Origin of the sequence: Pseudomonas sp. GM78, from assembly GCF_000282475.1 — a bacterium.
Classification (GTDB): domain Bacteria; phylum Pseudomonadota; class Gammaproteobacteria; order Pseudomonadales; family Pseudomonadaceae; genus Aquipseudomonas.
Genome location: NZ_AKJF01000200.1, coordinates 38,555 through 61,216, shown reverse-complemented (window position 1 = coordinate 61,216; position 22,662 = coordinate 38,555). Strand labels below are relative to the sequence as shown.

Genomic DNA, 22,662 nt, shown 5'->3' with positions numbered 1-22,662 from the left:
CTCGGGGTCGAACTCCGTCGTCAGTCGCGCGCTAAAAGGCGCGGGGCAAGCTCTTTGAGGGCGCGTCGATACACCTCGCGCTTGAATGTCACCACCTGGCCCAACGGATACCAATAACTGACCCAGCGCCAGCCATCGAATTCCGGTTTACCGGTCAAATCCATCCGCACCCGCTGCTCATTGGAGACGAGGCGCAGTAGAAACCATTTCTGTTTCTGGCCGATGCACAGCGGCTGGCTGTGCGTCCTGACCAGACGTTGCGGCAAACGATAGCGCAACCAGCCCCGGGTGCAGGCGAGTATTTCAACATCTTCGCGCTCCAGGCCCACTTCTTCGTTCAACTCGCGGTACAAGGCGTCTTCCGGCGTCTCCTGGGGGTTGATCCCGCCTTGAGGAAACTGCCAGGCATCTTGATTGATACGGCGAGCCCATAGCACCTGGCCGGCATCATTCGTGAGAATGATCCCGACATTAGGACGGAAACCATCGGGGTCGATCACGGCAACAACCTCGCAAACGCATGTCGTCGCATTGTTCCACAAAGGTTGTGAAGGCAGCAACGCGCCGGCCTACCTTATGTGCACTCTTGTGAAAAGTCCGTATTGTGGACGCCTTTCTACAGACTTTTCAGCGAGTAACTGCAATGCGGCTGGCTTTATTCGACTTGGACAACACGCTTCTGGGCGGCGACAGTGACCATGCCTGGGGTGACTACCTTTGTGAGCGCGGCTTCCTCGACGCCGTTGCCTACAAGGCACGCAACGACGAGTTCTACCAGGATTACCTGGCAGGCAAGCTGGATAATGCCGCCTACCTGAACTTCTGCCTGGAAGTGCTGGGCCGTACCGAAATGGTCACGCTGGATCAGTGGCACAACGACTATATGCGCGACTGCATCGAACCGATCATGCTGCCCAAGGCTATCGAACTGCTGGCCAAACACCGCGATGCTGGCGACAAACTGGTGATCATCACTGCGACCAACCGCTTTGTCACAGGCCCTATCGCCGAGCGCCTGGGTGTCGAGACCCTGATCGCCACCGAATGCGAAATGCTCGATGGCCGCTATACCGGGCGCAGCACCGACGTACCGTGCTTCCGTGAGGGCAAGGTGACAAGGCTCAATCGCTGGCTGGAAGAGACCGGGCACAACCTGGAGGACAGCTACTTCTATAGTGATTCGATGAATGATTTGCCGCTGCTGGAGCAGGTGGTGAATCCGGTGGCGGTCGATCCGGATCCGAATCTGCGCGCAGAGGCCGAGAAGCGTGGCTGGCCGGTGATTTCGTTGCGCGACTGAAGATCAAAAGATCGCAGCCTTCGGCAGCTCCTACAGGTGTACGCATAACCCTGTAGGAGCTGCCGAAGGCTGCGATCTTTTCGGATTAAACCGGTTTGGCGCCCATCAACCCCGCGATAGCCACAAAGCAGACAAAACTGAACAACGCCAAGGCAAAGGTAAATTTACCCACCCCACCCGGCGTCTTGCGCACCTTGTTCAGCCGCACCAGCAACCAGAACCACGCCAGTGCCGCCACGGTGTAGAGCACGCTCGAGGCCAGCAACCAGGTTTTCCCCAGCGGCCAGCCCACCAGATGCACCATCCACCAACCGGTGAATGGCATGCTCAGCAACGCCAGCCCCATCAACAACCAGATGAATACACGCGGACTTTGCAAGGTGCGGCTCGCCGCCGTCGCGTCGCCATTTCGCTTGGTGCGCCAGACCCAGATCCCCAGGCCCAGCGCGCAAAGCAGCACGACCACCGTCGCCACCATGTGCGCCGTCTTGAGGGCAGTTAAGGTTTCCATGGTTCGATCTCCTTATGCGTTGCCCCTCAGCGTAGCCGCTCAGCCAAGAAACAGCTGATAGGCCGGGTTGTCGCTTTCGTCCCAGTACGGGTAGCCGATTTCTTCCAGCGCTGCTGGCACCAGGTGCCGCTCCTCGTGGGGGACTTGCAGGCCCGCGACCACACGACCATCGGCCGCACCGTGGTTGCGATAGTGGAACATCGAGATGTTCCAGCGCCCGCCGAGCTTATTAAGGAAATTGAACAGTGCCCCCGGACGCTCCGGAAACTCGAAGCGCAGGATCACTTCATCGACCACATGCGCCGCGCGCCCGCCGACCATGTGACGGATGTGCAACTTGGCCAGTTCGTTGTCGGTCAGGTCGACAACCGGAAAGCCCTGCTCGCTCAGGCTGGCGATCAGCGCGCGGCGAGGGTCGGTTTCCGGATGAGTCTGCACCCCGACAAAGATGTGCGCTTCGCTGCCCGTGTTGTAGCGGTAGTTGAATTCGGTGATCTGGCGCTTGCCGATGGCTTCGCAGAACGCCTTGAAGCTCCCCGGCTGTTCAGGGATGGTCACGGCGATGATGGCTTCACGGCCTTCGCCCAGTTCGGCGCGCTCGGCGACATGGCGCAGACGGTCGAAATTGACGTTGGCCCCGGAGTCGATGGCCACGAAGGTCTGACCGGTGACGCCGCGGGACTCGACGTACTTCTTGATCCCGGCCACGCCCAGGGCGCCGGCAGGTTCGGTGATCGAACGGGTATCGTCGTAGATGTCCTTGATTGCCGCACAGATTTCGTCGGTGCTGACTGTGATGACTTCGTCGACGTAGTCTTTGCAGATATCAAAGGTGTGTTGGCCGATCTGGGCCACCGCGACGCCATCGGCAAAGATGCCCACGGTGGGCAACACCACACGCTCACCCGCCGCCATGGCGGCTTGCAGGCAATTGGAATCGTCCGGCTCGACACCGATGACCTTGATGTCCGGACGCAAGTACTTCACGTACGCCGCGATACCGGCGATCAGGCCGCCGCCGCCGACTGGAACGAAGATCGCATCCAGGGGCGCCGGGTGCTGGCGCAAAATCTCCATGGCCACCGTGCCCTGCCCGGCAATGGTGTGGGGATCGTCATAGGGGTGAATGTAGACGTAGCCTTTTTCGTCGACCAGTTTCAACGAGTAGGCCAGGGCCTCCGGAAACGAATCGCCGTGCAGCACCACTTTGCCACCGCGCGAACGCACGCCTTCGACCTTGATCTCGGGAGTGGTCTTGGGCATGACGATGGTGGCTTTCACGCCCAGGACCTTGGCCGCCAGGGCCAGGCCTTGCGCATGATTGCCCGCGGAAGCGGTGACCACACCACGAGCGCGTTCTTCGGCGCTCAGTTGCGTCAGCTTGTTGTAGGCGCCACGAATCTTGAACGAGTACACCGGCTGCAAGTCTTCACGCTTGAGCAAAATCTCGTTGCCCAGCCGCTCGGAGAGCTGGCGGGCAGTCTGCAATGGGGTTTCTACGGCAACGTCATAAACGCGCGAGGTGAGGATCTTTTTGACGTACTGTTCAAGCATCGGAAAGCATCACTGAGCGGGTTGGGCAGGATCAAGGAGTCTAACCCGGCTTTTGGCCGCACGACCACACGAATCAAGAGGTTTTGGCCCGGCATGGAGCTATAATGCCTGCCTTTGCATTCTTACCTTGCCCGCTTCCGGAGCCCGCATGACCCAGGATCAACTCAAACAGGCAGTGGCCCAGGCCGCCGTCGACTTCATCCTCCCGAAACTCGACGACAAGAGCATCGTTGGGGTCGGCACCGGTTCCACCGCCAACTGCTTCATCGACGCCCTGGCCCTGCACAAGGGCGCATTCGATGGCGCAGTCGCCAGCTCCGAAGCCACCGCCGCACGCCTCAAGGGCCACGGGATCCCGGTCTATGAGCTCAATACCGTCAGCGACCTGGAGTTCTACGTCGACGGCGCCGACGAGAGCGACGAGCACCTGAACCTGATCAAGGGCGGCGGCGCGGCCCTGACCCGCGAGAAAATCGTCGCGGCCGTGGCCAAGACCTTCATCTGTATCGCCGACGCCAGCAAGCTTGTGCCCGTCCTTGGCGCATTCCCGTTGCCCGTTGAAGTGATCCCGATGGCCCGCAGCCATGTTGCCCGCCAGCTGGTGAAACTCGGCGGCGACCCGGTCTACCGCGAAGGCGTGCTGACCGACAACGGCAACATCATCCTCGACGTGTTCAACCTGCAGATCACCAACCCGGTTGAACTGGAGTCGCAGATCAATGCGATCGTCGGCGTGGTCACCAACGGCTTGTTCGCGGCGCGTCCGGCGGATCTGCTGTTGCTGGGGACCAGCGAAGGTGTGAAGACCCTGCGCGCCCAGTAAGACAACGCAAAAGTAAGACAACGCAAAACCTGTGGGAGCGAAAACCTGTGGGAGCGAGCCTGCTCGCGATGGCGGCCTAACAGCCAACAGAGATGTTGAATGTCATGGCCCCATCGCGAGCAGGCTCGCTCCCACAGTTTTTTTGCGGTGCTTGTTAGTTCGGTGAAGGTTTTTTGAAGACGTAAAACAGGTTCGGCTCACTCACCAGGTACATCGTACCGTCGTCGTCCATGGCGATCCCTTCCGCTTGCGGTACGGTCTTTTGCAGGCCCTGCCGGCCCTTGTTCAGTGACATGGTGCTCAACGGTCGCCCGTCCACATCCAGCTCCAGTATCAGCCGCGACTCGTCGGACAGCGCCAGCAAGTGCCCGCTGCGCTCGTCGTACTGCAGGCTCGACAGGTCCCGCACAAACATCCCGGCGTCGCGCTTGGGATTGTTGACCACATGTACCGCGTAGGACTTTTCCGGATTGAAATGCGGAAACCCGTGCACTTCGTAGATCAGCATCGGGTCGCGTTCCTTGGCGACAAACAAGCGCTTGCCCACCGAATCGTAAGCCAGGCCTTCGAAGCCCTTGTTACCGCTCATGTGCACACCGAGGGTCATCTGTTCCGCGTCTGCGGCGTCGAGGAAGGTGGTGTCATGCTCCAGATGAATCTTGATCAGGCGCTGCTGGCGCTCGTCCGTGATCACGTAGGTGTCGGCGCTGATGAACTCAACGGCTTCCGGATCACCAAAACCGACCAACGCGATGCGGCGCAGGATCCTGCCGTCGAGGGACAGCTCGATCAATTCGGAGTTTTTATTGGTAACCGTGAACAGGCTTTTGCGCACCGGGTCGTAGGTCAAGGCTGAAACATCGTCGTCCAGCCCTTCGATGACTTGCCCCTCCAGCACCACCCGATACTGGTCCAGGCCGATGGACTGGGTGCTCATCGGCTGCCAGAGCGTGTGCAGGTTGAACCAGGCGCGCTCGAACAGGCGCAGGTGCTGCCCGAACGCGATCAATACGCTCAGGGCAATCACCGACAGGAGCAAAAGCAGAGGTTTGGGGCGGGCTAATCGACGCATTCAGGCGGGCTCGGATTCAGGGCAGGCGGATGAAATATCACGCCTGCCTGAATTGAAGCTTAATGGCCATTGGCCTGATCCTACAACCAAAGGCAAGAAAGCCTACACGGGAAGGCGATTATTTCTGTTTTTCGAAACGGTAAAACAGGTTTGGCTCACTCACGATGTACAGCGTGCCGGCCTCGTCCATGGTCACGCCTTCGGCCCGCGGGATGGTCTTTTTCAAACCGTTGAAACCACCCAGCAAGGTCATGAAGCTGACCTGCTCGCCTTTCTCGTCCAGCTCCAGCAACAGGTGGGAGTCTGCGGACAACACCAGGGTGTGACCGGTCCGTCGATCGATGGCCAGGGCAGAAAGGTTGCGGATGTCCAGTTCATCACTGGCAAGCTTTTGCTTGTCACCGGTGAGTGTCTTGCCGTCCCCTTTCCAGGTGAACAGCGCGGGGGGACGCTCTTCGCCCAGCAGCAATTGCTGATTGCGCGCATCCCAGACGACGGCCTCGAAAGCCTTGTTCTGGTCTTTCGAAGGGCCGAGGTCGTACTTCGGAAAGTCAGCGATGTTCAGCTCGCGGGTATCGGCATCGACCTTGACGAGGGTGATCTGGTGGTCACGTTCATCGACAATCGCCAGCATACCGTCGCCCAGCGCCGTCACCCCTTCAGGGTTGCTCCAGCCTACCAGCGGCATTTTGCGCAGCACGTCGCCCTGCAGCGACAACTCGGCCAGGAACGGGTGCTTGCCCATCACCGAAAACAGGGTTTTGGTCTGGGCGTCGTAGGTGACGTCCGACGCTTCGTCCTTTTCCATGCCGGGCAGCGGCTTGGCGTCGATCACCGCGCGGTAGTCCGGCAGCCAGACGCTGTCTTGACGCTCGGCGGGGCTTTCAAAACGCTCCTGCACCCAGAGCACACCGCGGTCATCCCAATGCATGGCAAACGCCAGGCCGTAGGCGGCGGCAACCAGCAGCAACAGCCAGGAATACCAACGCAGGGCAAATCGCGAGCGACGGGCAGGTTTAAGCGACGAAAGCGGTTGAGTGGCCATCAGGGCATGCGTTCCAGAAATTCAGGCTTGGGGTAATAGCACAATTGAGCCCGGCGCAGACGCCGAATGCCGTGGAATTATCCAGACATTTTGTGAAAAAAACGGGAAATGGCGGGATAGCTCTGCATAGACACCCTGCCCCCTGTGGGAGCTGGCTTGCCAGCGATAGCGGTGCATCAGCCAACAGAAGTGTTGAAGGTGATGGCCTCATCGCTGGCAAGCCAGCTCCCACAGGGTTCAGCAGTGTTCGATCTAGCGAACGCTGCTGCTGAAGCTGCTGGCGCCCGGCAGTTCCAGGACGATCTCGTCGCCGACGTTCAGCGGGCCGACGCCCACCGGCGTGCCGGTCAGGATCACGTCACCGGCCTGCAGCGAAAAGCAACCGGCCATGTGCTGGATCATCGGCACGATCGGGTTGAGCATCGCGCTGCTGTTGCCATCCTGGCGCACTTCACCGTTGATGGTCAGGCGAATGCCGATGTCGGTCAGGTCGGCGAAGGTGCTGCCGGAGACGAACGGTGCAATCACCGCCGCGCCGTCGAAGGACTTGGCGATTTCCCAGGGCAGGCCCTTGGATTTCAGCTCGGCCTGCTTGTCGCGCAGGGTCAGGTCCAGGGCCGGGGCGAAGCCGGAGATGGCGTCGAGCACTTCTTCAACGCTGGGTTTGGTCGACAAAGGCTTGCCAATCAATACTGCGATTTCCGCTTCGTAATGCACCGAGCCACGCTCGGTCGGAATGCTGAAACCGCCTTCCAGCGGCACCACACAACTGCCCGGCTTGATGAATAGCAACGGCTCGGTCGGCACCGGGTTGTCCAGTTCCTTGGCGTGTTCGGCGTAGTTACGGCCGATGCACACCACTTTCCCCAACGGGAAGTGAATACGCGTACCGTCGACATACTGGTGCTGATAGCTCATGGACCGACTCCTGGTTCGTAGCGCTTGAATTCGAAGGTCAAACAGCGAAAATCTTGCCCGGGTTCATGATCCCGTTCGGGTCGAACACCGCCTTGACCGCTTTCATGTACTCGATCTCAACCGGGGAACGGCTGTAGGTCAGGTAATCACGCTTGGTCATGCCCACGCCGTGTTCCGCGGAAATCGAGCCGTTGTACTTCTCGACGGTTTCGAACACCCACTTGTTGACGGTGGCGCACTTGGCGAAGAACTCGTCCTTGCTCAGGTTATCCGGCTTGAGGATGTTCAAGTGCAGGTTGCCGTCGCCGATGTGGCCAAACCAGACGATTTCGAAGTCCGGGTAATGTTCGCCGACGATCGCGTCGATTTCCTTGAGGAACGCCGGGACTTTCGACACGGTCACCGAAATGTCGTTCTTGTACGGCGTCCAGTGGGAAATGGTTTCGGAAATGTACTCGCGCAGCTTCCACAGGTTCTGCAACTGGGTTTCGCTCTGGCTCATCACGCCGTCCAGTACCCAGCCCTGCTCGACACAATGCTCGAAGGTTTCCAGCGCGTGGTTGGCCACCTCTTCGGTGGTCGCTTCAAATTCCAGCAATGCGTAGAACGGGCAATCGGTTTCGAATGGCGCCGGCACGTCTCCGCGACCCATGACCTTGGCCAGGGCTTTGTCGGAGAAGAACTCGAAGGCGGTCAGGTCGAGCTTGCTTTGGAAGGCATGCAGCACCGGCATGATCGAGTCGAAATCGGTGGTACCCAGAACCATCGCAGTGAGGTTTTTCGGCGCGCGATCCAGGCGCATGGTTGCTTCGACCACGAAACCGAGGGTGCCTTCGGCGCCGATGAACAGCTGACGCATGTCGTAGCCGGTGGCGTTCTTGATCAGGTCGCGATTCAGCTCCAGCACGTCGCCCTTGCCGGTGACGACTTTCATGCCGGCGACCCAGTTACGGGTCATTCCGTAGCGAATCACCTTGATACCGCCGGCATTGGTGCCGATATTGCCGCCAATCTGGCTCGAACCTGCCGAAGCGAAGTCCACCGGATAGTACAGGCCCTTTTCTTCGGCCACGTTCTGCAGATGCTCGGTAACCACGCCCGGCTGGCAAACGGCGGTGCGGTCGGTCAGGTTCACGTCGAGGATCTGGTTCATGTAGTCGAAGGACACGACTACTTCGCCATTGGCCGCCACAGCCGCGGCGGAGAGACCAGTGCGACCGCCGGAAGGCACCAGCGCCACCTTGTGTTTATTGGCCCACAGGACAATGGCCTGGACCTGCTCGGTGGTCTTGGGGAACACGATGGCGGTCGGGGCCGGGGCGAAATGCTTGGTCCAATCCTTACCGTAAGCATTCAGGGAGTCGGCATCGGTCAGCACCTTGCCAGGCTCAACCAGGGTCTTCAGCTCATCAATCAGGGCAGGATTGGTCATCGACAGAACTCTCGAACAATTCATGGTCATCCTGAGAACGCTTCACGTCGCAGGAATGAGTGTTTAGCGGGGTGCATATGCTAGCATACCGACCCCGCAGGGTAGTGCCCAAAGGCTGTTCTGCGGTGACGGCATTCTTGCCGTCCGGGTCAGCATCTGTTGACCATTTCCTGCCAATTTTCTCCGGGATACAGGTTTACGCAGATGAGCAAGACTTCTCTCGATAAGAGCAAGATCAAGTTCCTTCTTCTCGAAGGCGTCCACCAATCGGCTGTCGACGTCCTCAAGGCGGCGGGCTACACCAGCATCGAGTACCTCACAGGTTCTCTGCCGGAAGCCCAGCTCAAGGAAAAGATCGCTGATGCTCACTTCATCGGCATTCGCTCGCGCACTCAACTGACCGAAGAGATCTTCGATCACGCGAAGAAGCTCGTGGCTGTAGGGTGTTTCTGCATCGGCACCAACCAGGTCGACCTGAGTGCCGCCCGTGAACGCGGTATCGCCGTGTTCAACGCGCCGTACTCCAACACCCGCTCCGTTGCCGAGCTGGTGCTGGCCGAAGCGATCCTGTTGCTGCGTGGTATCCCTGAGAAGAACGCTTCCTGCCACCGTGGCGGCTGGATCAAGAGCGCGGCCAACTCCTTCGAGATCCGCGGCAAGAAGCTGGGCATCGTCGGCTACGGCTCGATCGGTACTCAACTGTCGGTCCTGGCCGAAGGCCTGGGGATGCAGGTGTACTTCTATGACACCGTGACCAAGCTGCCACTGGGCAACGCCACCCAGGTCGGCAACCTGCATGAGCTGCTGGGCATGTCCGACATCGTGACCCTGCACGTACCGGAAACCGCTGCCACCCAGTGGATGATCGGCGAGAAGGAAATCCGCGCCATCAAGAAAGGCGGCATCCTGATCAACGCCGCGCGCGGCACCGTGGTCGAGCTGGACGCCCTGGCGGATGCCATCAAGGACAAGCACCTGATCGGCGCGGCCATCGACGTGTTCCCGGTGGAGCCACGCTCCAACGACGAAGAGTTCGAAAGCCCGCTGCGTGGTCTGGACAACGTGATCCTGACCCCGCACATCGGTGGTTCCACCGCTGAGGCGCAGGCCAACATCGGCCTGGAAGTAGCGGAAAAGCTGGTCAAGTACAGCGACAACGGTACTTCGGTATCGTCCGTCAACTTCCCGGAAGTGGCACTGCCGGCTCACCCTGGCAAGCACCGCCTGCTGCACATCCACGAGAACATCCCGGGTGTGATGAGCGAGATCAACAAGGTCTTCGCCGAAAACGGCATCAACATTTCCGGTCAGTTCCTGCAGACCAACGAGAAAGTCGGCTACGTGGTGATCGACGTAGACGCCGAATACTCGGACCTGGCACAACAGAAGCTGCAACACGTCAAGGGCACCATCCGTAGCCGTGTGTTGTTCTAAGCAGCTACAAGCTTCAGGCGGTTGTAAAAAAGGGAGCCCCTCACGGGGGCTCCCTTTTTTTATTTAACGTTGACCGTGATTTTCTCGGAAACAATCGGTGGTTCGAACACCGTGTGATTTTTGTCGCCCAGTATCAGTTGTAGCGTGTGCTTGCCCGGTGTCAGTGTGACTTCAGCCTGGGTTTGTGCCTTGCCGAAGTGCACGTGATTGGCATCGACCGGGATCGTCTGCCCGGCGGCGGGCAACTCGTCAACGTCGATCAGCAAATGATGATGCCCGGTATTCTTGGTGGCATCCCCCGCCGGCGCCAACGCAATATTCTCGACGGCGAATTTGACCACGAAGGTCTGCGGAACCGTGCCGCCGTCCTTGGGAGAAACGATGGACACTTCAGCGCCCTGGGGTGCCGGTGTAGCCGCACCGGCCAGCACCGAAACGCCCATCAGCAGGCCAGCCAAAGCAGCACGTGACATAAAGGTTTTCATTCTCTTCTCCAGTTTTTCCGTAAAATCCGCGTGACCATCACAACTTCATGGTCAATCGTTGTCGAAGGCACTCGACAACCATAGCAAAGCGAGCCTGAATCAGAGCATCGCGATAATGATTTCAAAGGAGTGACCATGCGTTTTCTGCCTGGCCTGATCTGCCTGCTACCCCTTTTGAGCCCGCTGGCTCACGCCGAACTGATTGACGACGTGAACGATCGCGGTGAATTGCGCATTGCCCTTGAGGCTAATAACCCCCCCTTCAGTTTCAAGGAGGATGGCAGGCTCACCGGCTTCGAAGTCGAGTTGGGTCAACTGCTGGCCAACGAACTGGAGGTGCGCGCCGACTTTGTCGTTACCGACGCCAGTGATCTGCTGACCGGCGTGGAAAGTGGCAAATACGACATTGCCATCAACCACATTGCACAGACCCCGGCGCTCGCGGATCGTTTCGACTTCAGCGAACCTTATGTGCAAACCCAAGCGCAATTGATCGCGCAGAAAGAAGAACCGCGCTCGATATTGCTGGTGCAGTCGTTGACAGAGCAAAAGCCCAAAGCCGCCCAGGCGGTGAACTTGTCGATTCCGTTCCAGAAGGGCAACCCGGCGTTTCACGCCAGCCTGGAAAGCGCGTTGCAACGGATCAAGGCGGATGGGCGGTTGGAAGCGCTGGAGCAGAAGTGGCTGGGGCCGGATTCGGATGTAACGCCCAAGCCCTGAAGCCATGTGATACCCCTGTAGGAGTGAGCCTGCTCGCGATGGCGGTCTGACATTCAAATCAATATTGAATGGACTGGCCTCATCGCGAGCAGGCTCACTCCTACAGTTGATTTGTATTGAAGGTTAGTCTTGTGTGGCCAACGCTGCCGCCGCTTCAGCCAGCTCAAGCTCACTGAAGACCTGAACCCCATGGCGCCTGAGCAGCGCCGCTGTCACGCCTTCGCCACTGACCTTCACGCCACTGAACGTCCCGTCATAGGTCAGCAGATTGCCGCACGACGGGCTGTTGGCCTTGAGCACGGCAATGCGGATGCCGTGCTGTTGCACCAGTTCCAGGGCTTGATAAGCCCCCGACAGAAACTGCGCACTGACATCCTCGCCCTCGGTGGTGATCACCGTGGCCTGGCCATCCAGCACTGCACCGCCCTGCCCGCCGGGAATTTCCGCCGCCGCCCGTGGGGTTGGCAGGCCACCAGCAACTTCCGGACACAACGGCACGACCCGACCTTCGTCGATCCACCGCTGCAACTGATCGAAAGGCCCGCTGGCCCCGCCGTCATAACGTACGCGGTGCCCCAGCAGGCAGCGGCTTACCAGTATCTTTTGCATAATCAGAAAGGCTCGTTGCCTCGACGTCGGAACCAGCCGGTCACCGACAGGCGTTCACGGGTCGCGGGTAAAACTTCATGGGGGACTTCCCCCGACAGAAACACCACCAGGCATCCACCGGTCGGCACCACATCGTATTGCACGCCTTCATCCAGGTACATGCGCAACTGTCCGCCATGTTCAGGCAGCCAGGCGTCATTGAGGTAAACCACCGCCGACACCATGCGACGGTCGTCGTCGCGGAACCGGTCGACGTGCTTGAGGTAGAACGCACCGGGCGGGTACAGCGCGAAATGGCTTTCGAAGTCCTCGAGACCCAGGAACAACCCGCGATTCATCGCCTCGCGCAGACTGTCCATCAGCTCTAGATAGCTGTTGCAGGCCAACGAATCACCCGGCTCGATCCATTGAATGTGGTCGCCACGGATCCCTTCACGAATCTCCGATGTCGGTCCACGACCCACGGCGGCCGGGGCCAATGCACCCTCGGCGGCACGTTTATGGCACTCAGCCGCCAGTTCCCGGGTCAGACCCAGAGGCAGGAAAATATTCTGCTGCGACCAACCGCTGGTGGCCAGGTCGTCGACGATTTGTAACAGCAGCGGGTGATCAGAAGGTATTTGCATGGCGCGCATAGTATTCCTGCGCCTGAAAATCCGACAGAGCCATGCAGCGGGTTGATACGAATTCTCGACAAGACTGTATGCCACACGGAGAATAGTCGCCTGCTGACAGGAGTCCCTATGCGCCGTTTGCTTTTCTCCCTGCTGATGCTCTGCGTTATGCCCGCCTGGGCAGACGGCCACGACCAACTGTACAAGGTCGCCGGCTGGCCAGAGCAACGCGCGCATTTCAACGACGCCCTCTCGGCCGCTCAACAACGCTACCAAAGCAGCCTGCCTCCGGCGGTTTTCCAGGCGTTGGTCGACAACAGCAACCAACGTTTCGCCCCCAAGGCCGTGGACCAGCGTGCCGAAGCGCAGCTGCGCAAGACCCTCGCCGACCCGAAACCGGCGCTGGCGTTCTTTCAATCGCCGCTGGGCAAGAAAATCGTCGCCGCCGAATTGCTCGCGACCCGCCGCGATCAACTGGCGAAAAACGCCAAGGGCTTGCCCAAGATGCAGGCCAGCGACAGCCGCCTGCTGATCATCGGCCACCTGGCCCAGGCCCTGCCTGCTCGCGAGGCCGGCGCGGAAGTCAGCCTGGCGATTGCCGGTGTCGCGGCCGACAGCCTCAGTTCGATGATCCCCGGCCTGCTCGGCGCCGGCCAGACCCAAAGCATGCTGAACGGGCAGCGCCAACGCTTGATGGACCAGATCGGCAGTGACCTGAGCAACACGCTGCTGTACGTCTATCGCGACCTGTCGGATGAGGAACTGGAAGAATTTGCCACGTTTGCCGAGTCGGCTGAAGGCAAGGCTTACTACCAGGCCGCGCTGGCGGCGATTCGGGCGGGGTTGGCGGTGGGGCAAAGCACTTCGAATCTGACCCAGTGATTCTTGGCGATAGTTAGATCGCTATCGCTAGCAGGCTAGCTCCCACAGGGGGCCGGTGTACACAGATACATTGTGGGAGCCAGCCTGCTGGCGATGAGGGCCTTTCTGTCGCTAAAGATTCCGGCCCTTGATCCGCTTGGTCAAGAACCCGAAATACTCCCCACGCAACACCTGCGCCTCATTCGCCAGGTGATGCCGCGCCTCGGGCAACATCAGCACTTGAGGCCGGTCGAACTTGGCACGCAGCACCTCAAGGTTATGCTCCCAATCCACCGTCATGTCCGCTTGCCCCTGCACAATCAACGGTCGCCTGGTACTTGCCGGCGCCGCTTCGACACGCTTGATCCAGCGCGCCAACGCCCCCACCCAGGCTGTCGGGAGTCGCTGCGGCTGCAGCGGATCGGCCTGCAGGAACGGCAAGAACTCCGGGTCGCTGGAGTTCTCGCTGAAACGTCGGGCAATGGCTTTGACGAAAGGCCTGAGCAGGTAATAACTCAGTTGCGACCAGCCCCACGCCCGTGGCCGCACCAGCGGCGCCAACAGGATCACCTGGCCCTGGGCCGGGCTGCCCGCCCCCGCATTGAGCACATGGTCGATCACGATGGCGCCACCGGTACTCTGCCCGCACAGGTGCCAGGGTTGTGGCAGGTCGAGCGATCGTGCCTCGGCAAACAAGCCTTGCAGGGTGTCCTGATACTCGGCGAAGTCCTTGATGCTCGCCCGCTCGCCACTGGACAGCCCATGGCCCGGCAAATCGCAGGCAATCACGGCGAAGCCCTGCTCCAGCGCCCACTCGATCACATGCCGGTAGAGACCGGTGTGGTCGTAGAAACCGTGAAAGACAAACAGCGTCGCCTTCACCTGCTCCGGCCACCAGACCTGGCTGACCACCTCGTAACCATCGACCTGGAAACAACCCAAGGCGCTGCGTACTTTGCGCGTCGAGAAGTCCAGCCCATAAAACCGTTGATAAGCCAAGGCCTCCGCTGACAACGGCAGCCCTTGCGCCAGCGGCCGCAGGCTGGCACGCAGATGATCGGGATCGAAGGTCACTGACATGGGCATTCCAGAGCGCGAAACGGACTTTATAGACCTGCGATATTCATCTGTCGCGGCAAGCATGGCAAGCTAGCCGACCCACAAGGAGTGACCCCATGCGCTCGCCCTATCGCGCCACCCTGATCGCCAGCCTGCTTGCCCTCGTGTGCGCCGGGGTGCTGTGGGCCGCCTACGACTGGTTTCAGGGGCGCTATCTGCGGGCATTCAGCGAGCACACGGCGATGTTCTCCGGTGATCCGTTGCGCCTGCCCGACAACCTTGCCGGCCCCGGTGCCATCCGCCTCGTGCATTTCTGGGACCCGGCCTGCCCGTGCAATGTCGGCAATCAACAACACCTGACCGAACTGGTCGAGCGCTATGTCCCGCACGGCGTGGAGTTTTACGCGGTGCAAAAGCCCGGCAGCCACGGCCAACTGCCCGCCACCCTCGGCAGCCTGAAAGCCATCGACGTCCTGCCCGGCTCCGAACAGATCCCCGCCAGCCCCGCCGTGGCGATCTGGGACCGCAACGGCAGGCTGGCCTATTTCGGGCCCTACAGCGAAGGCCTGACCTGCAATTCCAGCAACAGTTTTATCGAACCGATCCTGCAAGCGTTGAACGAAGGTCGCGAAGTGAGTGCCACGCACACACTGGCCGTGGGGTGTTACTGCCCGTGGCCTGTCGTCCCGACGAGGTAACCCCGACAGCAAACGAGAATCCCTCCTACGGGCGATGGGCCAAAGCGGCTTGTCGTGTTAAACAGTCTCGCCAGGGAATTGCTGTCACCCATAACAATAAGGAGTCACCATGAAACGTAGCCTGACCGCGCTCGGTTTGCTGATCGTCGCGCTCGCCGCCGGTGCCGGTTGGTACGTCTACAGCAAGCAGCCGTCACGCCAGGGCATGGTGGAACTGCAGCAGCTGCAAGGTTCGGTCACCGTGCGCTATGACGAGCGCGGCATCCCGCACATCCGTGCCGACAACGAAACCGACCTGTATCGCGCTCTCGGCTATGTCCATGCCCAGGATCGGTTGTTCCAGATGGAGGTTCTGCGTCGCCTCGCCCGTGGCGAACTGGCCGAGGTGCTTGGGCCGAAGCTGCTCGACACCGACAAGTTGATGCGCAGCCTGCGCATTCGCGAACGTGCCGAAACCTACCTGGCGAACATGGACAAGCAATCGCCCGCCTTCCTGGCCCTGCAGGCGTACCTGGACGGCATCAACCAGTACCAGGACAGTCACGCCAAGCCCGTAGAGTTCGATGTACTGGGCATTGCCAAGCGCCCGTTCACGGCGCAGGACACCATCAGCATCGCCGGCTACATGGCCTACAGTTTTGCCGCGGCGTTTCGCACCGAACCGCTGCTGACCTACGTGCGCGATCAATTGGGCGCCGACTATCTGAGCGTCTTCGATCTCGACTGGCAGGCCAAGGGCGTGCTGGCAACCCGACACAGCGCGGCCCCGGCGCCCCTCGCCAGCGCCGACTGGAAAGACCTCAACGCCCTCGCCCGCCTGAGCGAACAGGCTCTGGCCGACAACGGTTTGCCGCAGTTTGAGGGCAGCAACGCCTGGGCGGTTGCCGGCAACCGCACCAAAAGCGGCAAGCCGCTGCTGGCCGGTGACCCGCACATCCGCTTTTCCGCGCCGTCGGTGTGGTACGAGGCGCAGCTCTCGGCGCCGGGCTTTGAGCTCTATGGCCATTACCAGGCCCTGATGCCGTTCGCTTCGCTGGGCATGAACCGGGACTTCGGCTGGAGCATCACCATGTTCCAGAACGACGACCTCGACCTGATTGCCGAAAAGGTCAATCCGGACAATCCGAATCAGGTCTGGTATCGCGGCAAGTGGGTGGACATGGTCAGCAGCGAACAACAGATCGCGGTCAAGGGCCAGGCCCCGGTCACGCTGACGCTGCGCCAGTCACCCCATGGCCCGATCGTCAACGATGCGCTGGGCAACAGCGTCGGCAAGACGCCGATCGCCATGTGGTGGGGTTTTCTCGAAAGCCAGAACCCGATCATCGACGGCTTCTACCAGCTCAATCGCGCCGACACCCTGGCCAAGGCCCGTAGCGCTGCCGCCAAGGTCCAGGCTCCCGGCCTGAACATTGTCTGGGCCAATGCCAAGGGCGACATCGGCTGGTGGGCCGCGGCGCAATTGCCCAAGCGCCCTGCCGGGGTGCGCCCGTGGTTTATCCTCGACGGCAGCACCAGCGATGCCGACAAGGACGGCTTCTATCCGTTCAGCGCCAACCCGCAGGAAGAGAACCCGGCACGGGGCTACATCGTCTCGGCCAACTTCCAGCCGCTGTCGCCGACGGGGATGGAGATCCCCGGTTACTACAACCTCGCCGATCGCGGCCAGCAGCTCAATCGCCAGCTCAGCGACAAGAACGTCAAATGGGATCTGGAAAACAGCCAGCAGCTGCAACTGGGCACCACCACCGCCTACGGCCCGCGGCTGTTGGCGCCGCTGCTGCCGACCCTGCGCGAAGTGGTCAGCGACCCTGCCGAGCTCAAGCTGGTGGAGCAATTGGCCCAGTGGAAAGGCGACTACCCGCTGGATTCCACCAGCGCCACGCTGTTCAACCAGTTCCTGTTCAACCTGGCTGACGCGGCGATGCGCGACGACCTGGGCAATGACTTCTTCGAAACGCTGCTCTCGACCCGGGTGATCGATGCCGCACTGCCGCGCCTGGCGGCGACGCCGGATTCACCGTGGTGGGATAACCGCAATACCCTCGGCAAGGAAACCCGCGCCGACACCGTCAAGGTCGCGTGGCTGGCCAGCATCGCCCACCTCAAGGCCACGCTGGGTGCCGATTTCTCGCAATGGCAATGGGGCAAGGCGCACACGCTGACCCATGGCCACCCACTGGGGCAGCAAAAGCCGCTGGACCGGATCTTCAATATCGGCCCGTTCGCAGCCCCCGGCACCCATGAAGTGCCGAACAACCTGTCGGCCAAGATCGGCCCGGCACCCTGGCCGGTGACATACGGGCCATCGACCCGGCGCCTGATCGACTTCGCCGACCCGGCCCACAGTTTGACGGTCAATCCGGTTGGCCAGAGTGGTGTGCCGTTTGACAGGCACTTTGATGATCAGGCTGAGGCGTATATCGAGGGGATTTATTTCCAGGCGCATCTCAATGATGAAGAGGTGACGGCGAATACAAAGAGTACGTTGAAGCTGTTACCGGCGCGGTCAGCTCAGTAAATTTGTATCGGCTGGACTGGCCTCATCGCCAGCAGGCTGGCTCCCACAGTGGTCCTGTGCACACAGATACATTGTGGGAGCCAGCCTGCTGGCGATGAGGCCCTCAAGAACAACACAAATTCATGACTCAAACCATCGCCGCAAAATTCAACCGAAACTGCTGCGGCGTCACCCCCAGCCTGCGGTTGAACACGCTGCGCATGTGCTGGGCATCGCGGAACCCGCACTGATAGGCCACGGTCTTCAGCGGGGCGGTAGTGCTTTCCAGCATCACCCGCGCCGCATCCACGCGCGCCCGCTCGACAAACTCGGCCGGGGTGACTTTCGCTTCCTTGGCAAACACTCGGGAAAAGTTGCGCGCACTCATGTTGGCCGCGTTGGCCAGGTCGGCGATGGTCAGGTCACCCGTCAGGTTCGCCAACACGTAATGCTGGACCATCGCCACGGCGGAGGTCGGCTGCGCATGGGGCGTGAGAAACGGGCTGAACTGTGACTGCCCGCCCGAACGCTGGGTGAACACCACCAAGCGCTTTGCCACGCACAGGGCCACGTCCGACCCGTGATCGCGCCCCAGCAGATACAGCGACAGATCGATCCCGGCCGTCACCCCCGCCGAGGTGAAAAGCTCGCCGTCCTGAACGTAAAGCCGATCGGCTTCGACTCGAGTCGTCGGGCACAAATCAGCCAACGCCGCGGCATCGCCCCAATGGGTGGTCACCGTGCGCCCTTCCAGCAATCCCGCCTTGGCGAGCATGAACGCGCCGTTGCAGATCGAGCCATAGCGACGCGCCCGCGCGCAGGCATCGCGCAGCCAGGCATCGAACGCAGGGCCGAAGGTCATGAACGGTAACTGCGGCCCTCCGGCCACCAGCAGCAGGTCATAAGACTCCAGCGCTTCGCTGAAATGCCGATGGGCGTTCAGCACCAAACCGTTGGAACACGCCATCACCCCGTGCTCAACGCCAATCACTTCCAGGCGATAGTGATCCTCGGGGGCGAGGAAGCGGTTGGCTTCGCAAAACACATCCATGGGGCCGGTGACATCCAGCGACTGGACGCCGGCGAACACCACGATGGCGACGGTTTTGTGCATGGTCTGAATCATCTCCAGGACTTAAGTCTGGCGCCTTGTGGCGAGGTTGGCGCGATATGCATGCTCATTGGCAAGGATCGCAGCCATGGATCGATTGTCCCGTTTGAGGGGCGCGGACAGACTTTAACCCTCAGCGCCGCCCCGGCGTCAACTTTGAGGAAAAGCCCATGAGCACCACGATCGCCGGCATCAAGATCCCCGACAGCGCCTTGGCCAGGGCCACCACCGAATACATCCGCGACATCGAATCCGACCTGCTCTACCACCACTCACGCCGGGTATTCCTGTTCGGTGCGCTGAGCGGCGAACGCAAGCAACTGGCCTACAACCCGGAGCTTTTGTATGTCGGCGCGATGTTCCATGACCTGGGCCTGGTGGACGGTTATCGCAGCGCCAACGAGCGCTTCGAAGTCGACGGCGCCAACGCGGCGGCAGCGTTTCTCAAGCCCTACGGGTTTAGCGATGACGACATCGAGCAGGTCTGGCTGTCGATCGCCCTGCACACCACGCCGGGCGTGCCGCAACACCTGCGGCCGACCGTGGCGCTGGTGACTGCCGGCGTTGAAATGGATGTGCTGGGCATGGACTACGCGGCGTTTTCCACCGTGCAGCGTGAAGCGGTGGTGCATGCGCATCCAAGGGGTGAAGGGTTCAAGGAGTGCATCATCTGCGCCTTTGCCGACGGCTTGCGCCATCGTCCGCAGACCACGTTCGGCAATGTGAAGACCGACGTGTTGATGGATCAGGAGCCGGGGTTCAAGCCGATGAATTTTGTCGAGGTCATCCGCCAATCCCCCTGGATTTCCTGACCGACAAAAAACCTGTGGGAGCGAGCCTGCTCGCGATGGCGGTGTATCAGACGACAATGATGCCGACTGACACGCCCTCATCGCGAGCAGGCTCGCTCCCACAATGGATCTGGGTTGGCCACGGGATTGTGGTCAACCCGATTTCAGGTTCAAGCCGTTTCCGGCTGCGCGCGACGCACGTCCGGTTGCTTCCACGAATCGGCAGCGCTTTCTTCGATGGCTTGCTGGATCGCACGCTTGCGCGCTTCTTCGGCGCGACGGCTGAAGAACCAGACCAGGAACGTCATCAGCGACACCGCCAGCAGAATCAGGCTGGCCACGGCGTTGATCTCGGGCTTCACGCCCAGGCGCACCGCCGAGAACACTTCCATCGGCAAGGTCGTGGAACCCGGGCCCGACACGAAGCTCGCCAACACCAGGTCATCCAGCGACAGGGCAAACGACATCATGCCACCGGCGCCCAGGGATGGCGCGATCATCGGAATGGTGATCAGGAAGAACACCTTCCATGGCCGTGCACCCAGGTCCATGGCCGCTTCTTCGATGGACAGGTCCAGCTCACGCAAGCGCGCCGACACCACCACCGCCACATACGCCGCACAGAACGTGGTGTGGGCGATCCAGATCGTCACGATGCCACGTTCCTGCGGCCAGCCGATCATCTGCGCCATGGCCACGAACAGCAGCAACAGCGACAGACCGGTGATCACTTCGGGCATCACCAATGGCGCCGTGACCAGGCCGCCGAACAGCGTACGGCCCTTGAAGTGGGTGATGCGGGTCAGGACGAACGCGGCCAGCGTTCCCAGTGCGACTGCCGCCACCGCCGTGTAGCAGGCGATTTCCAGCGAGCGCACCACCGAGCCCATCAGTTGCGTGTTGTCCATCAGGCCGACGTACCACTTGATCGACCAGCCGCCCCACACCGTCACCAGTTTCGAGGCGTTGAAGGAGTAGATCACCAGGATCAGCATCGGCAGATAGATGAACATCAGACCCAGTACCAGCATCAGGCTGGAGAAACGGAAGCGTTTCATTCTTTACCCTCCATTTCCTTGGCCTGACTGCGGTTGAACAGAATGATCGGCACAATCAGGATCGCCAGCATCACCACCGCCAGGGCGGATGCCACCGGCCAGTCACGGTTGTTGAAGAACTCTTGCCAGAGCACTTTACCGATCATCAGGGTCTCGGGACCGCCGAGCAGTTCCGGGATCACGAACTCACCCACCACCGGGATGAACACCAGCATGCAGCCGGCGATGATGCCGTTTTTCGACAGCGGCACGGTGATCTTCCAGAAGCTGTTGAAGGTGCTCGAACCGAGGTCCGACGCCGCTTCCAGCAGGCTGGTGTCGTGCTTCACCAGGTTGGCATAGAGCGGCAGGATCATGAACGGCAGGTACGAATACACCACACCGATGTACACGGCGAGGTTGGTGTTGAGGATCTGCAGCGGCTCACTGATCCAGCCCATGCTCATCAGGAAGCCATTGAGCAGGCCGTTGTTGCTGAGGATGCCCATCCACGCGTAGACGCGGATCAGGATCGCGGTCCAGGTCGGCATCATGATCAGCAGCACCAGCACCGTTTGCAGCTCTTTGCGGGCGCTGGCGATGGCGTAGGCCATCGGATAACCGATCAGCAGGCAGAGGATGGTGCTGATCAGCGCCATCTTCAGCGAACCGAGGTAGGCGGCGATGTACAACTCATCGTCGCCGAGCATCGCGTAGTTACCCAGGTTGAGCAGCACCTGCAGCTTCTGTTCGGCGTAGCTGTAGATTTCGGTGTACGGCGGAATGGCCACGTCGGCTTCGGCGAAGCTGATCTTCAGGACGATGAAGAACGGCAACATGAAGAACAGGAACAGCCAGATGAAGGGAACCCCGATGACCAGCTGGCGGCCACCGGGAATTATTCGATTGAGCCGGCGTTTGAATTTGCGCATGTTCATGAGCGAAGTACCACGCCGCTATCGTCTTCCCAATACACATACACCTGGTCACCCCAGGTCGGCCGCTGGCCACGGCGCTCGGCGTTGGCCACGAACGACTGGACGATCTTGCCGCTCGGCAGTTCGACGTAGAATACCGAGTGACCACCCAGGTAGGCGATGTCGTGCACCTTGCCGCTGGACCAGTTGTATTCACAGGTCGGCATGGTCGGGGTCACCAGCAGTTTTTCCGGACGGATCGCATAGGTCACGGACTTGTCCTGCACCGAGGTGCTGATGCCGTGGCCCACATAGATCTTCCGGTCGAGGTCCTTGCAGGTGATGATCGCGTGGCCCTCGGCGTCGTCGATCACTTCACCGTCGAAGATGTTGACGTTGCCGATGAATTCGCAGACCAGGCGGCTGGTCGGGGTTTCGTAGATGTCGATCGGGCTGCCGATCTGGGCGATCCAGCCCAGGTGCATGATCGCGATGCGCTCGGCCATGGTCATGGCCTCTTCCTGGTCGTGGGTCACCATGACGCAGGTTACGCCCACGCGCTCGATGATCTCCACCAGCTCCAGCTGCATTTGCGAACGCAGTTTTTTATCCAGCGCACCCATCGGCTCGTCGAGCAGCAACAGCTTCGGACGCTTGGCCAGGGAGCGGGCCAGGGCCACACGCTGACGCTGGCCGCCGGACAACTGATGCGGCTTGCGCTTGGCGTACTGGGTCATCTGCACCAGCTTGAGCATGTCCGCCACCCGCGCATCGATCTCGGCGGCAGGCAGCTTGTCCTGCTTGAGGCCGAAGGCGATGTTCTGCGCCACGGTCATGTGCGGGAACAGGGCGTAGGACTGGAACATCATGTTGATCGGCCGCTCGTACGGCGGCATGTCGGTGATGTCCACGCCGTCGAGGAAGATCCGCCCCTCGGTCGGTCGTTCGAAGCCGGCGAGCATGCGCAGCAGAGTGGATTTGCCCGATCCCGAACCGCCGAGCAAGGCGAAAATCTCGCCTTTCTTGATTTCCAGGGACACGTCGTCCACGGCAATCGTCTCGTCGAACTTCTTCGTGACCCGGTCGATTTTGACCAGCACCTGTTTAGGTGACTGGTCGCCCTCGAGGGCTTTCTTATAGGCGCCGGAGGCAACTGCCATTTACGAAACTC

General features: G+C 60.7%; 23 protein-coding genes. 8 read left to right on the top strand and 15 right to left on the bottom strand.

The genetic code is table 11. From position 1 onward, the window contains the following. Positions 1-20: 20 nt before the first annotated feature. Positions 21-500, bottom strand: a complete 480-nt coding sequence (locus PMI35_RS04300) for an RNA pyrophosphohydrolase (protein WP_008064982.1) — start codon at positions 498-500, stop codon at positions 21-23. A gap of 143 nt (positions 501-643) precedes the next feature. Between PMI35_RS04300 and PMI35_RS04305 the strand changes: the two genes are divergently transcribed. Next, positions 644-1,300: an HAD family hydrolase gene (locus tag PMI35_RS04305; RefSeq protein ID WP_008064981.1), complete on the top strand. Its 657-nt coding sequence runs from the start codon at positions 644-646 to the stop codon at positions 1,298-1,300. A gap of 85 nt (positions 1,301-1,385) precedes the next feature. On the opposite strand, the gene PMI35_RS04310 is transcribed toward PMI35_RS04305, so the two are convergent. Together PMI35_RS04310 and ilvA are read right to left on the bottom strand one after the other, a co-directional pair. After that, positions 1,386-1,811: a DUF2269 domain-containing protein gene (locus PMI35_RS04310; protein ID WP_008064980.1), complete on the bottom strand. Its 426-nt coding sequence runs from the start codon at positions 1,809-1,811 to the stop codon at positions 1,386-1,388. 39 nt (positions 1,812-1,850) lie between these two features. Beyond that, the gene (ilvA, locus tag PMI35_RS04315) at positions 1,851-3,365 is read right to left on the bottom strand and encodes a threonine ammonia-lyase, biosynthetic (RefSeq protein WP_008064979.1); all 1,515 of its coding nucleotides are present in this window, start codon (positions 3,363-3,365) and stop codon (positions 1,851-1,853) included. 148 nt (positions 3,366-3,513) lie between these two features. On the opposite strand from ilvA, the gene rpiA reads away from it, so the two are divergent. Then, positions 3,514-4,188 (top strand): ribose-5-phosphate isomerase RpiA, encoded by a 675-nt coding sequence (rpiA, locus tag PMI35_RS04320; protein ID WP_008064978.1) that lies wholly within the window; start codon positions 3,514-3,516, stop codon positions 4,186-4,188. Positions 4,189-4,342: 154 nt separating this feature from the next. On the opposite strand, the gene PMI35_RS04325 is transcribed toward rpiA, so the two are convergent. From PMI35_RS04325 to PMI35_RS04340, 4 genes are all read right to left on the bottom strand, one after another. Next, a complete protein-coding gene (locus PMI35_RS04325) occupies positions 4,343-5,260 on the bottom strand; it encodes an SdiA-regulated domain-containing protein (RefSeq protein WP_008064977.1) in 918 nt (305 codons plus the stop codon). Between the two features lie 118 nt (positions 5,261-5,378). Continuing rightward, positions 5,379-6,305, bottom strand: coding sequence for an SdiA-regulated domain-containing protein (locus PMI35_RS04330; protein ID WP_008064976.1), 927 nt, complete (start codon positions 6,303-6,305; stop codon positions 5,379-5,381). 252 nt (positions 6,306-6,557) lie between these two features. After that, complete coding sequence (locus PMI35_RS04335) at positions 6,558-7,223, bottom strand: fumarylacetoacetate hydrolase family protein (protein WP_008064975.1); 666 nt, start codon at positions 7,221-7,223, stop codon at positions 6,558-6,560. 37 nt (positions 7,224-7,260) lie between these two features. Beyond that, entirely contained in the window at positions 7,261-8,655 is a 1,395-nt protein-coding gene (locus PMI35_RS04340) for an FAD-binding oxidoreductase (RefSeq protein WP_032832051.1), read from the bottom strand. Positions 8,656-8,859: 204 nt separating this feature from the next. Here PMI35_RS04340 and serA point away from each other — a divergent pair, with 204 nt between their 5' ends. Continuing rightward, positions 8,860-10,089: a phosphoglycerate dehydrogenase gene (gene serA / locus PMI35_RS04345; protein ID WP_008064973.1), complete on the top strand. Its 1,230-nt coding sequence runs from the start codon at positions 8,860-8,862 to the stop codon at positions 10,087-10,089. A gap of 59 nt (positions 10,090-10,148) precedes the next feature. On the opposite strand, the gene PMI35_RS04350 is transcribed toward serA, so the two are convergent. Then, a complete protein-coding gene (locus PMI35_RS04350) occupies positions 10,149-10,574 on the bottom strand; it encodes a DUF4399 domain-containing protein (protein ID WP_008064972.1) in 426 nt (141 codons plus the stop codon). Positions 10,575-10,709: 135 nt separating this feature from the next. On the opposite strand from PMI35_RS04350, the gene PMI35_RS04355 reads away from it, so the two are divergent. Beyond that, positions 10,710-11,294: a transporter substrate-binding domain-containing protein gene (locus PMI35_RS04355; RefSeq protein ID WP_008064971.1), complete on the top strand. Its 585-nt coding sequence runs from the start codon at positions 10,710-10,712 to the stop codon at positions 11,292-11,294. A 123-nt stretch (positions 11,295-11,417) separates the two neighbouring features. On the opposite strand, the gene PMI35_RS04360 is transcribed toward PMI35_RS04355, so the two are convergent. Beyond that, complete coding sequence (locus PMI35_RS04360) at positions 11,418-11,903, bottom strand: DUF523 domain-containing protein (RefSeq protein ID WP_008064969.1); 486 nt, start codon at positions 11,901-11,903, stop codon at positions 11,418-11,420. 2 nt (positions 11,904-11,905) lie between these two features. After that, positions 11,906-12,538, bottom strand: a complete 633-nt coding sequence (locus PMI35_RS04365; protein ID WP_008064968.1) for a 2OG-Fe(II) oxygenase — start codon at positions 12,536-12,538, stop codon at positions 11,906-11,908. 108 nt (positions 12,539-12,646) lie between these two features. Between PMI35_RS04365 and PMI35_RS04370 the strand changes: the two genes are divergently transcribed. Next, a complete protein-coding gene (locus tag PMI35_RS04370) occupies positions 12,647-13,399 on the top strand; it encodes a DUF2059 domain-containing protein (RefSeq protein ID WP_008064967.1) in 753 nt (250 codons plus the stop codon). 111 nt (positions 13,400-13,510) lie between these two features. Here the strand turns inward: PMI35_RS04370 and PMI35_RS04375 are convergent, their stop codons facing one another. Further along, positions 13,511-14,458 carry an alpha/beta hydrolase gene (locus tag PMI35_RS04375; protein ID WP_008064966.1) on the bottom strand — a complete coding sequence of 316 codons (948 nt, stop codon included), beginning with the start codon at positions 14,456-14,458 and terminating at the stop codon, positions 13,511-13,513. 95 nt (positions 14,459-14,553) lie between these two features. On the opposite strand from PMI35_RS04375, the gene PMI35_RS04380 reads away from it, so the two are divergent. Then, positions 14,554-15,135 (top strand): DUF6436 domain-containing protein, encoded by a 582-nt coding sequence (locus tag PMI35_RS04380; protein WP_008064965.1) that lies wholly within the window; start codon positions 14,554-14,556, stop codon positions 15,133-15,135. Positions 15,136-15,244: 109 nt separating this feature from the next. Continuing rightward, positions 15,245-17,656, top strand: a complete 2,412-nt coding sequence (locus PMI35_RS04385) for a penicillin acylase family protein (protein ID WP_008064964.1) — start codon at positions 15,245-15,247, stop codon at positions 17,654-17,656. A gap of 127 nt (positions 17,657-17,783) precedes the next feature. Here the strand turns inward: PMI35_RS04385 and PMI35_RS04390 are convergent, their stop codons facing one another. Continuing rightward, positions 17,784-18,749, bottom strand: a complete 966-nt coding sequence (locus PMI35_RS04390; RefSeq protein WP_008064963.1) for a GlxA family transcriptional regulator — start codon at positions 18,747-18,749, stop codon at positions 17,784-17,786. A 167-nt stretch (positions 18,750-18,916) separates the two neighbouring features. Between PMI35_RS04390 and PMI35_RS04395 the strand changes: the two genes are divergently transcribed. Continuing rightward, complete coding sequence (locus tag PMI35_RS04395; RefSeq protein ID WP_008064962.1) at positions 18,917-19,558, top strand: HD domain-containing protein; 642 nt, start codon at positions 18,917-18,919, stop codon at positions 19,556-19,558. Between the two features lie 149 nt (positions 19,559-19,707). Here the strand turns inward: PMI35_RS04395 and PMI35_RS04400 are convergent, their stop codons facing one another. Genes PMI35_RS04400 through PMI35_RS04410 form a run of 3 tightly spaced genes read right to left on the bottom strand, consistent with a single transcriptional unit; the run spans position 19,708 to position 22,651 of the window. Next, entirely contained in the window at positions 19,708-20,595 is an 888-nt protein-coding gene (locus PMI35_RS04400; RefSeq protein WP_008064961.1) for an ABC transporter permease subunit, read from the bottom strand. Beyond that, a complete protein-coding gene (locus tag PMI35_RS04405) occupies positions 20,592-21,473 on the bottom strand; it encodes an ABC transporter permease subunit (RefSeq protein WP_177325085.1) in 882 nt (293 codons plus the stop codon). Before PMI35_RS04405 ends, PMI35_RS04400 begins: the two co-directional genes overlap by 4 nt. 35 nt (positions 21,474-21,508) lie before the next feature. Further along, positions 21,509-22,651 carry an ABC transporter ATP-binding protein gene (locus tag PMI35_RS04410; protein ID WP_008064958.1) on the bottom strand — a complete coding sequence of 381 codons (1,143 nt, stop codon included), beginning with the start codon at positions 22,649-22,651 and terminating at the stop codon, positions 21,509-21,511. Positions 22,652-22,662: the final 11 nt, after the last annotated feature.

What these genes read in the sequence shown, in the direction of transcription:
- PMI35_RS04305 (WP_008064981.1), top strand. Translation starts at nt 644, where the DNA reads ATGCGGCTGGCTTTATTCGACTTGGACAACACGCTTCTGGGCGGCGAC.
- PMI35_RS04310 (WP_008064980.1), bottom strand. Translation starts at nt 1,811, where the DNA reads ATGGAAACCTTAACTGCCCTCAAGACGGCGCACATGGTGGCGACGGTG.
- ilvA (WP_008064979.1), bottom strand. Translation starts at nt 3,365, where the DNA reads ATGCTTGAACAGTACGTCAAAAAGATCCTCACCTCGCGCGTTTATGAC.
- rpiA (WP_008064978.1), top strand. Translation starts at nt 3,514, where the DNA reads ATGACCCAGGATCAACTCAAACAGGCAGTGGCCCAGGCCGCCGTCGAC.
- PMI35_RS04325 (WP_008064977.1), bottom strand. Translation starts at nt 5,260, where the DNA reads ATGCGTCGATTAGCCCGCCCCAAACCTCTGCTTTTGCTCCTGTCGGTG.
- PMI35_RS04330 (WP_008064976.1), bottom strand. Translation starts at nt 6,305, where the DNA reads ATGGCCACTCAACCGCTTTCGTCGCTTAAACCTGCCCGTCGCTCGCGA.
- PMI35_RS04335 (WP_008064975.1), bottom strand. Translation starts at nt 7,223, where the DNA reads ATGAGCTATCAGCACCAGTATGTCGACGGTACGCGTATTCACTTCCCG.
- PMI35_RS04340 (WP_032832051.1), bottom strand. Translation starts at nt 8,655, where the DNA reads ATGACCAATCCTGCCCTGATTGATGAGCTGAAGACCCTGGTTGAGCCT.
- serA (WP_008064973.1), top strand. Translation starts at nt 8,860, where the DNA reads ATGAGCAAGACTTCTCTCGATAAGAGCAAGATCAAGTTCCTTCTTCTC.
- PMI35_RS04350 (WP_008064972.1), bottom strand. Translation starts at nt 10,574, where the DNA reads ATGAAAACCTTTATGTCACGTGCTGCTTTGGCTGGCCTGCTGATGGGC.
- PMI35_RS04355 (WP_008064971.1), top strand. Translation starts at nt 10,710, where the DNA reads ATGCGTTTTCTGCCTGGCCTGATCTGCCTGCTACCCCTTTTGAGCCCG.
- PMI35_RS04360 (WP_008064969.1), bottom strand. Translation starts at nt 11,903, where the DNA reads ATGCAAAAGATACTGGTAAGCCGCTGCCTGCTGGGGCACCGCGTACGT.
- PMI35_RS04365 (WP_008064968.1), bottom strand. Translation starts at nt 12,538, where the DNA reads ATGCGCGCCATGCAAATACCTTCTGATCACCCGCTGCTGTTACAAATC.
- PMI35_RS04370 (WP_008064967.1), top strand. Translation starts at nt 12,647, where the DNA reads ATGCGCCGTTTGCTTTTCTCCCTGCTGATGCTCTGCGTTATGCCCGCC.
- PMI35_RS04375 (WP_008064966.1), bottom strand. Translation starts at nt 14,458, where the DNA reads ATGTCAGTGACCTTCGATCCCGATCATCTGCGTGCCAGCCTGCGGCCG.
- PMI35_RS04380 (WP_008064965.1), top strand. Translation starts at nt 14,554, where the DNA reads ATGCGCTCGCCCTATCGCGCCACCCTGATCGCCAGCCTGCTTGCCCTC.
- PMI35_RS04385 (WP_008064964.1), top strand. Translation starts at nt 15,245, where the DNA reads ATGAAACGTAGCCTGACCGCGCTCGGTTTGCTGATCGTCGCGCTCGCC.
- PMI35_RS04390 (WP_008064963.1), bottom strand. Translation starts at nt 18,749, where the DNA reads ATGCACAAAACCGTCGCCATCGTGGTGTTCGCCGGCGTCCAGTCGCTG.
- PMI35_RS04395 (WP_008064962.1), top strand. Translation starts at nt 18,917, where the DNA reads ATGAGCACCACGATCGCCGGCATCAAGATCCCCGACAGCGCCTTGGCC.
- PMI35_RS04400 (WP_008064961.1), bottom strand. Translation starts at nt 20,595, where the DNA reads ATGAAACGCTTCCGTTTCTCCAGCCTGATGCTGGTACTGGGTCTGATG.
- PMI35_RS04410 (WP_008064958.1), bottom strand. Translation starts at nt 22,651, where the DNA reads ATGGCAGTTGCCTCCGGCGCCTATAAGAAAGCCCTCGAGGGCGACCAG.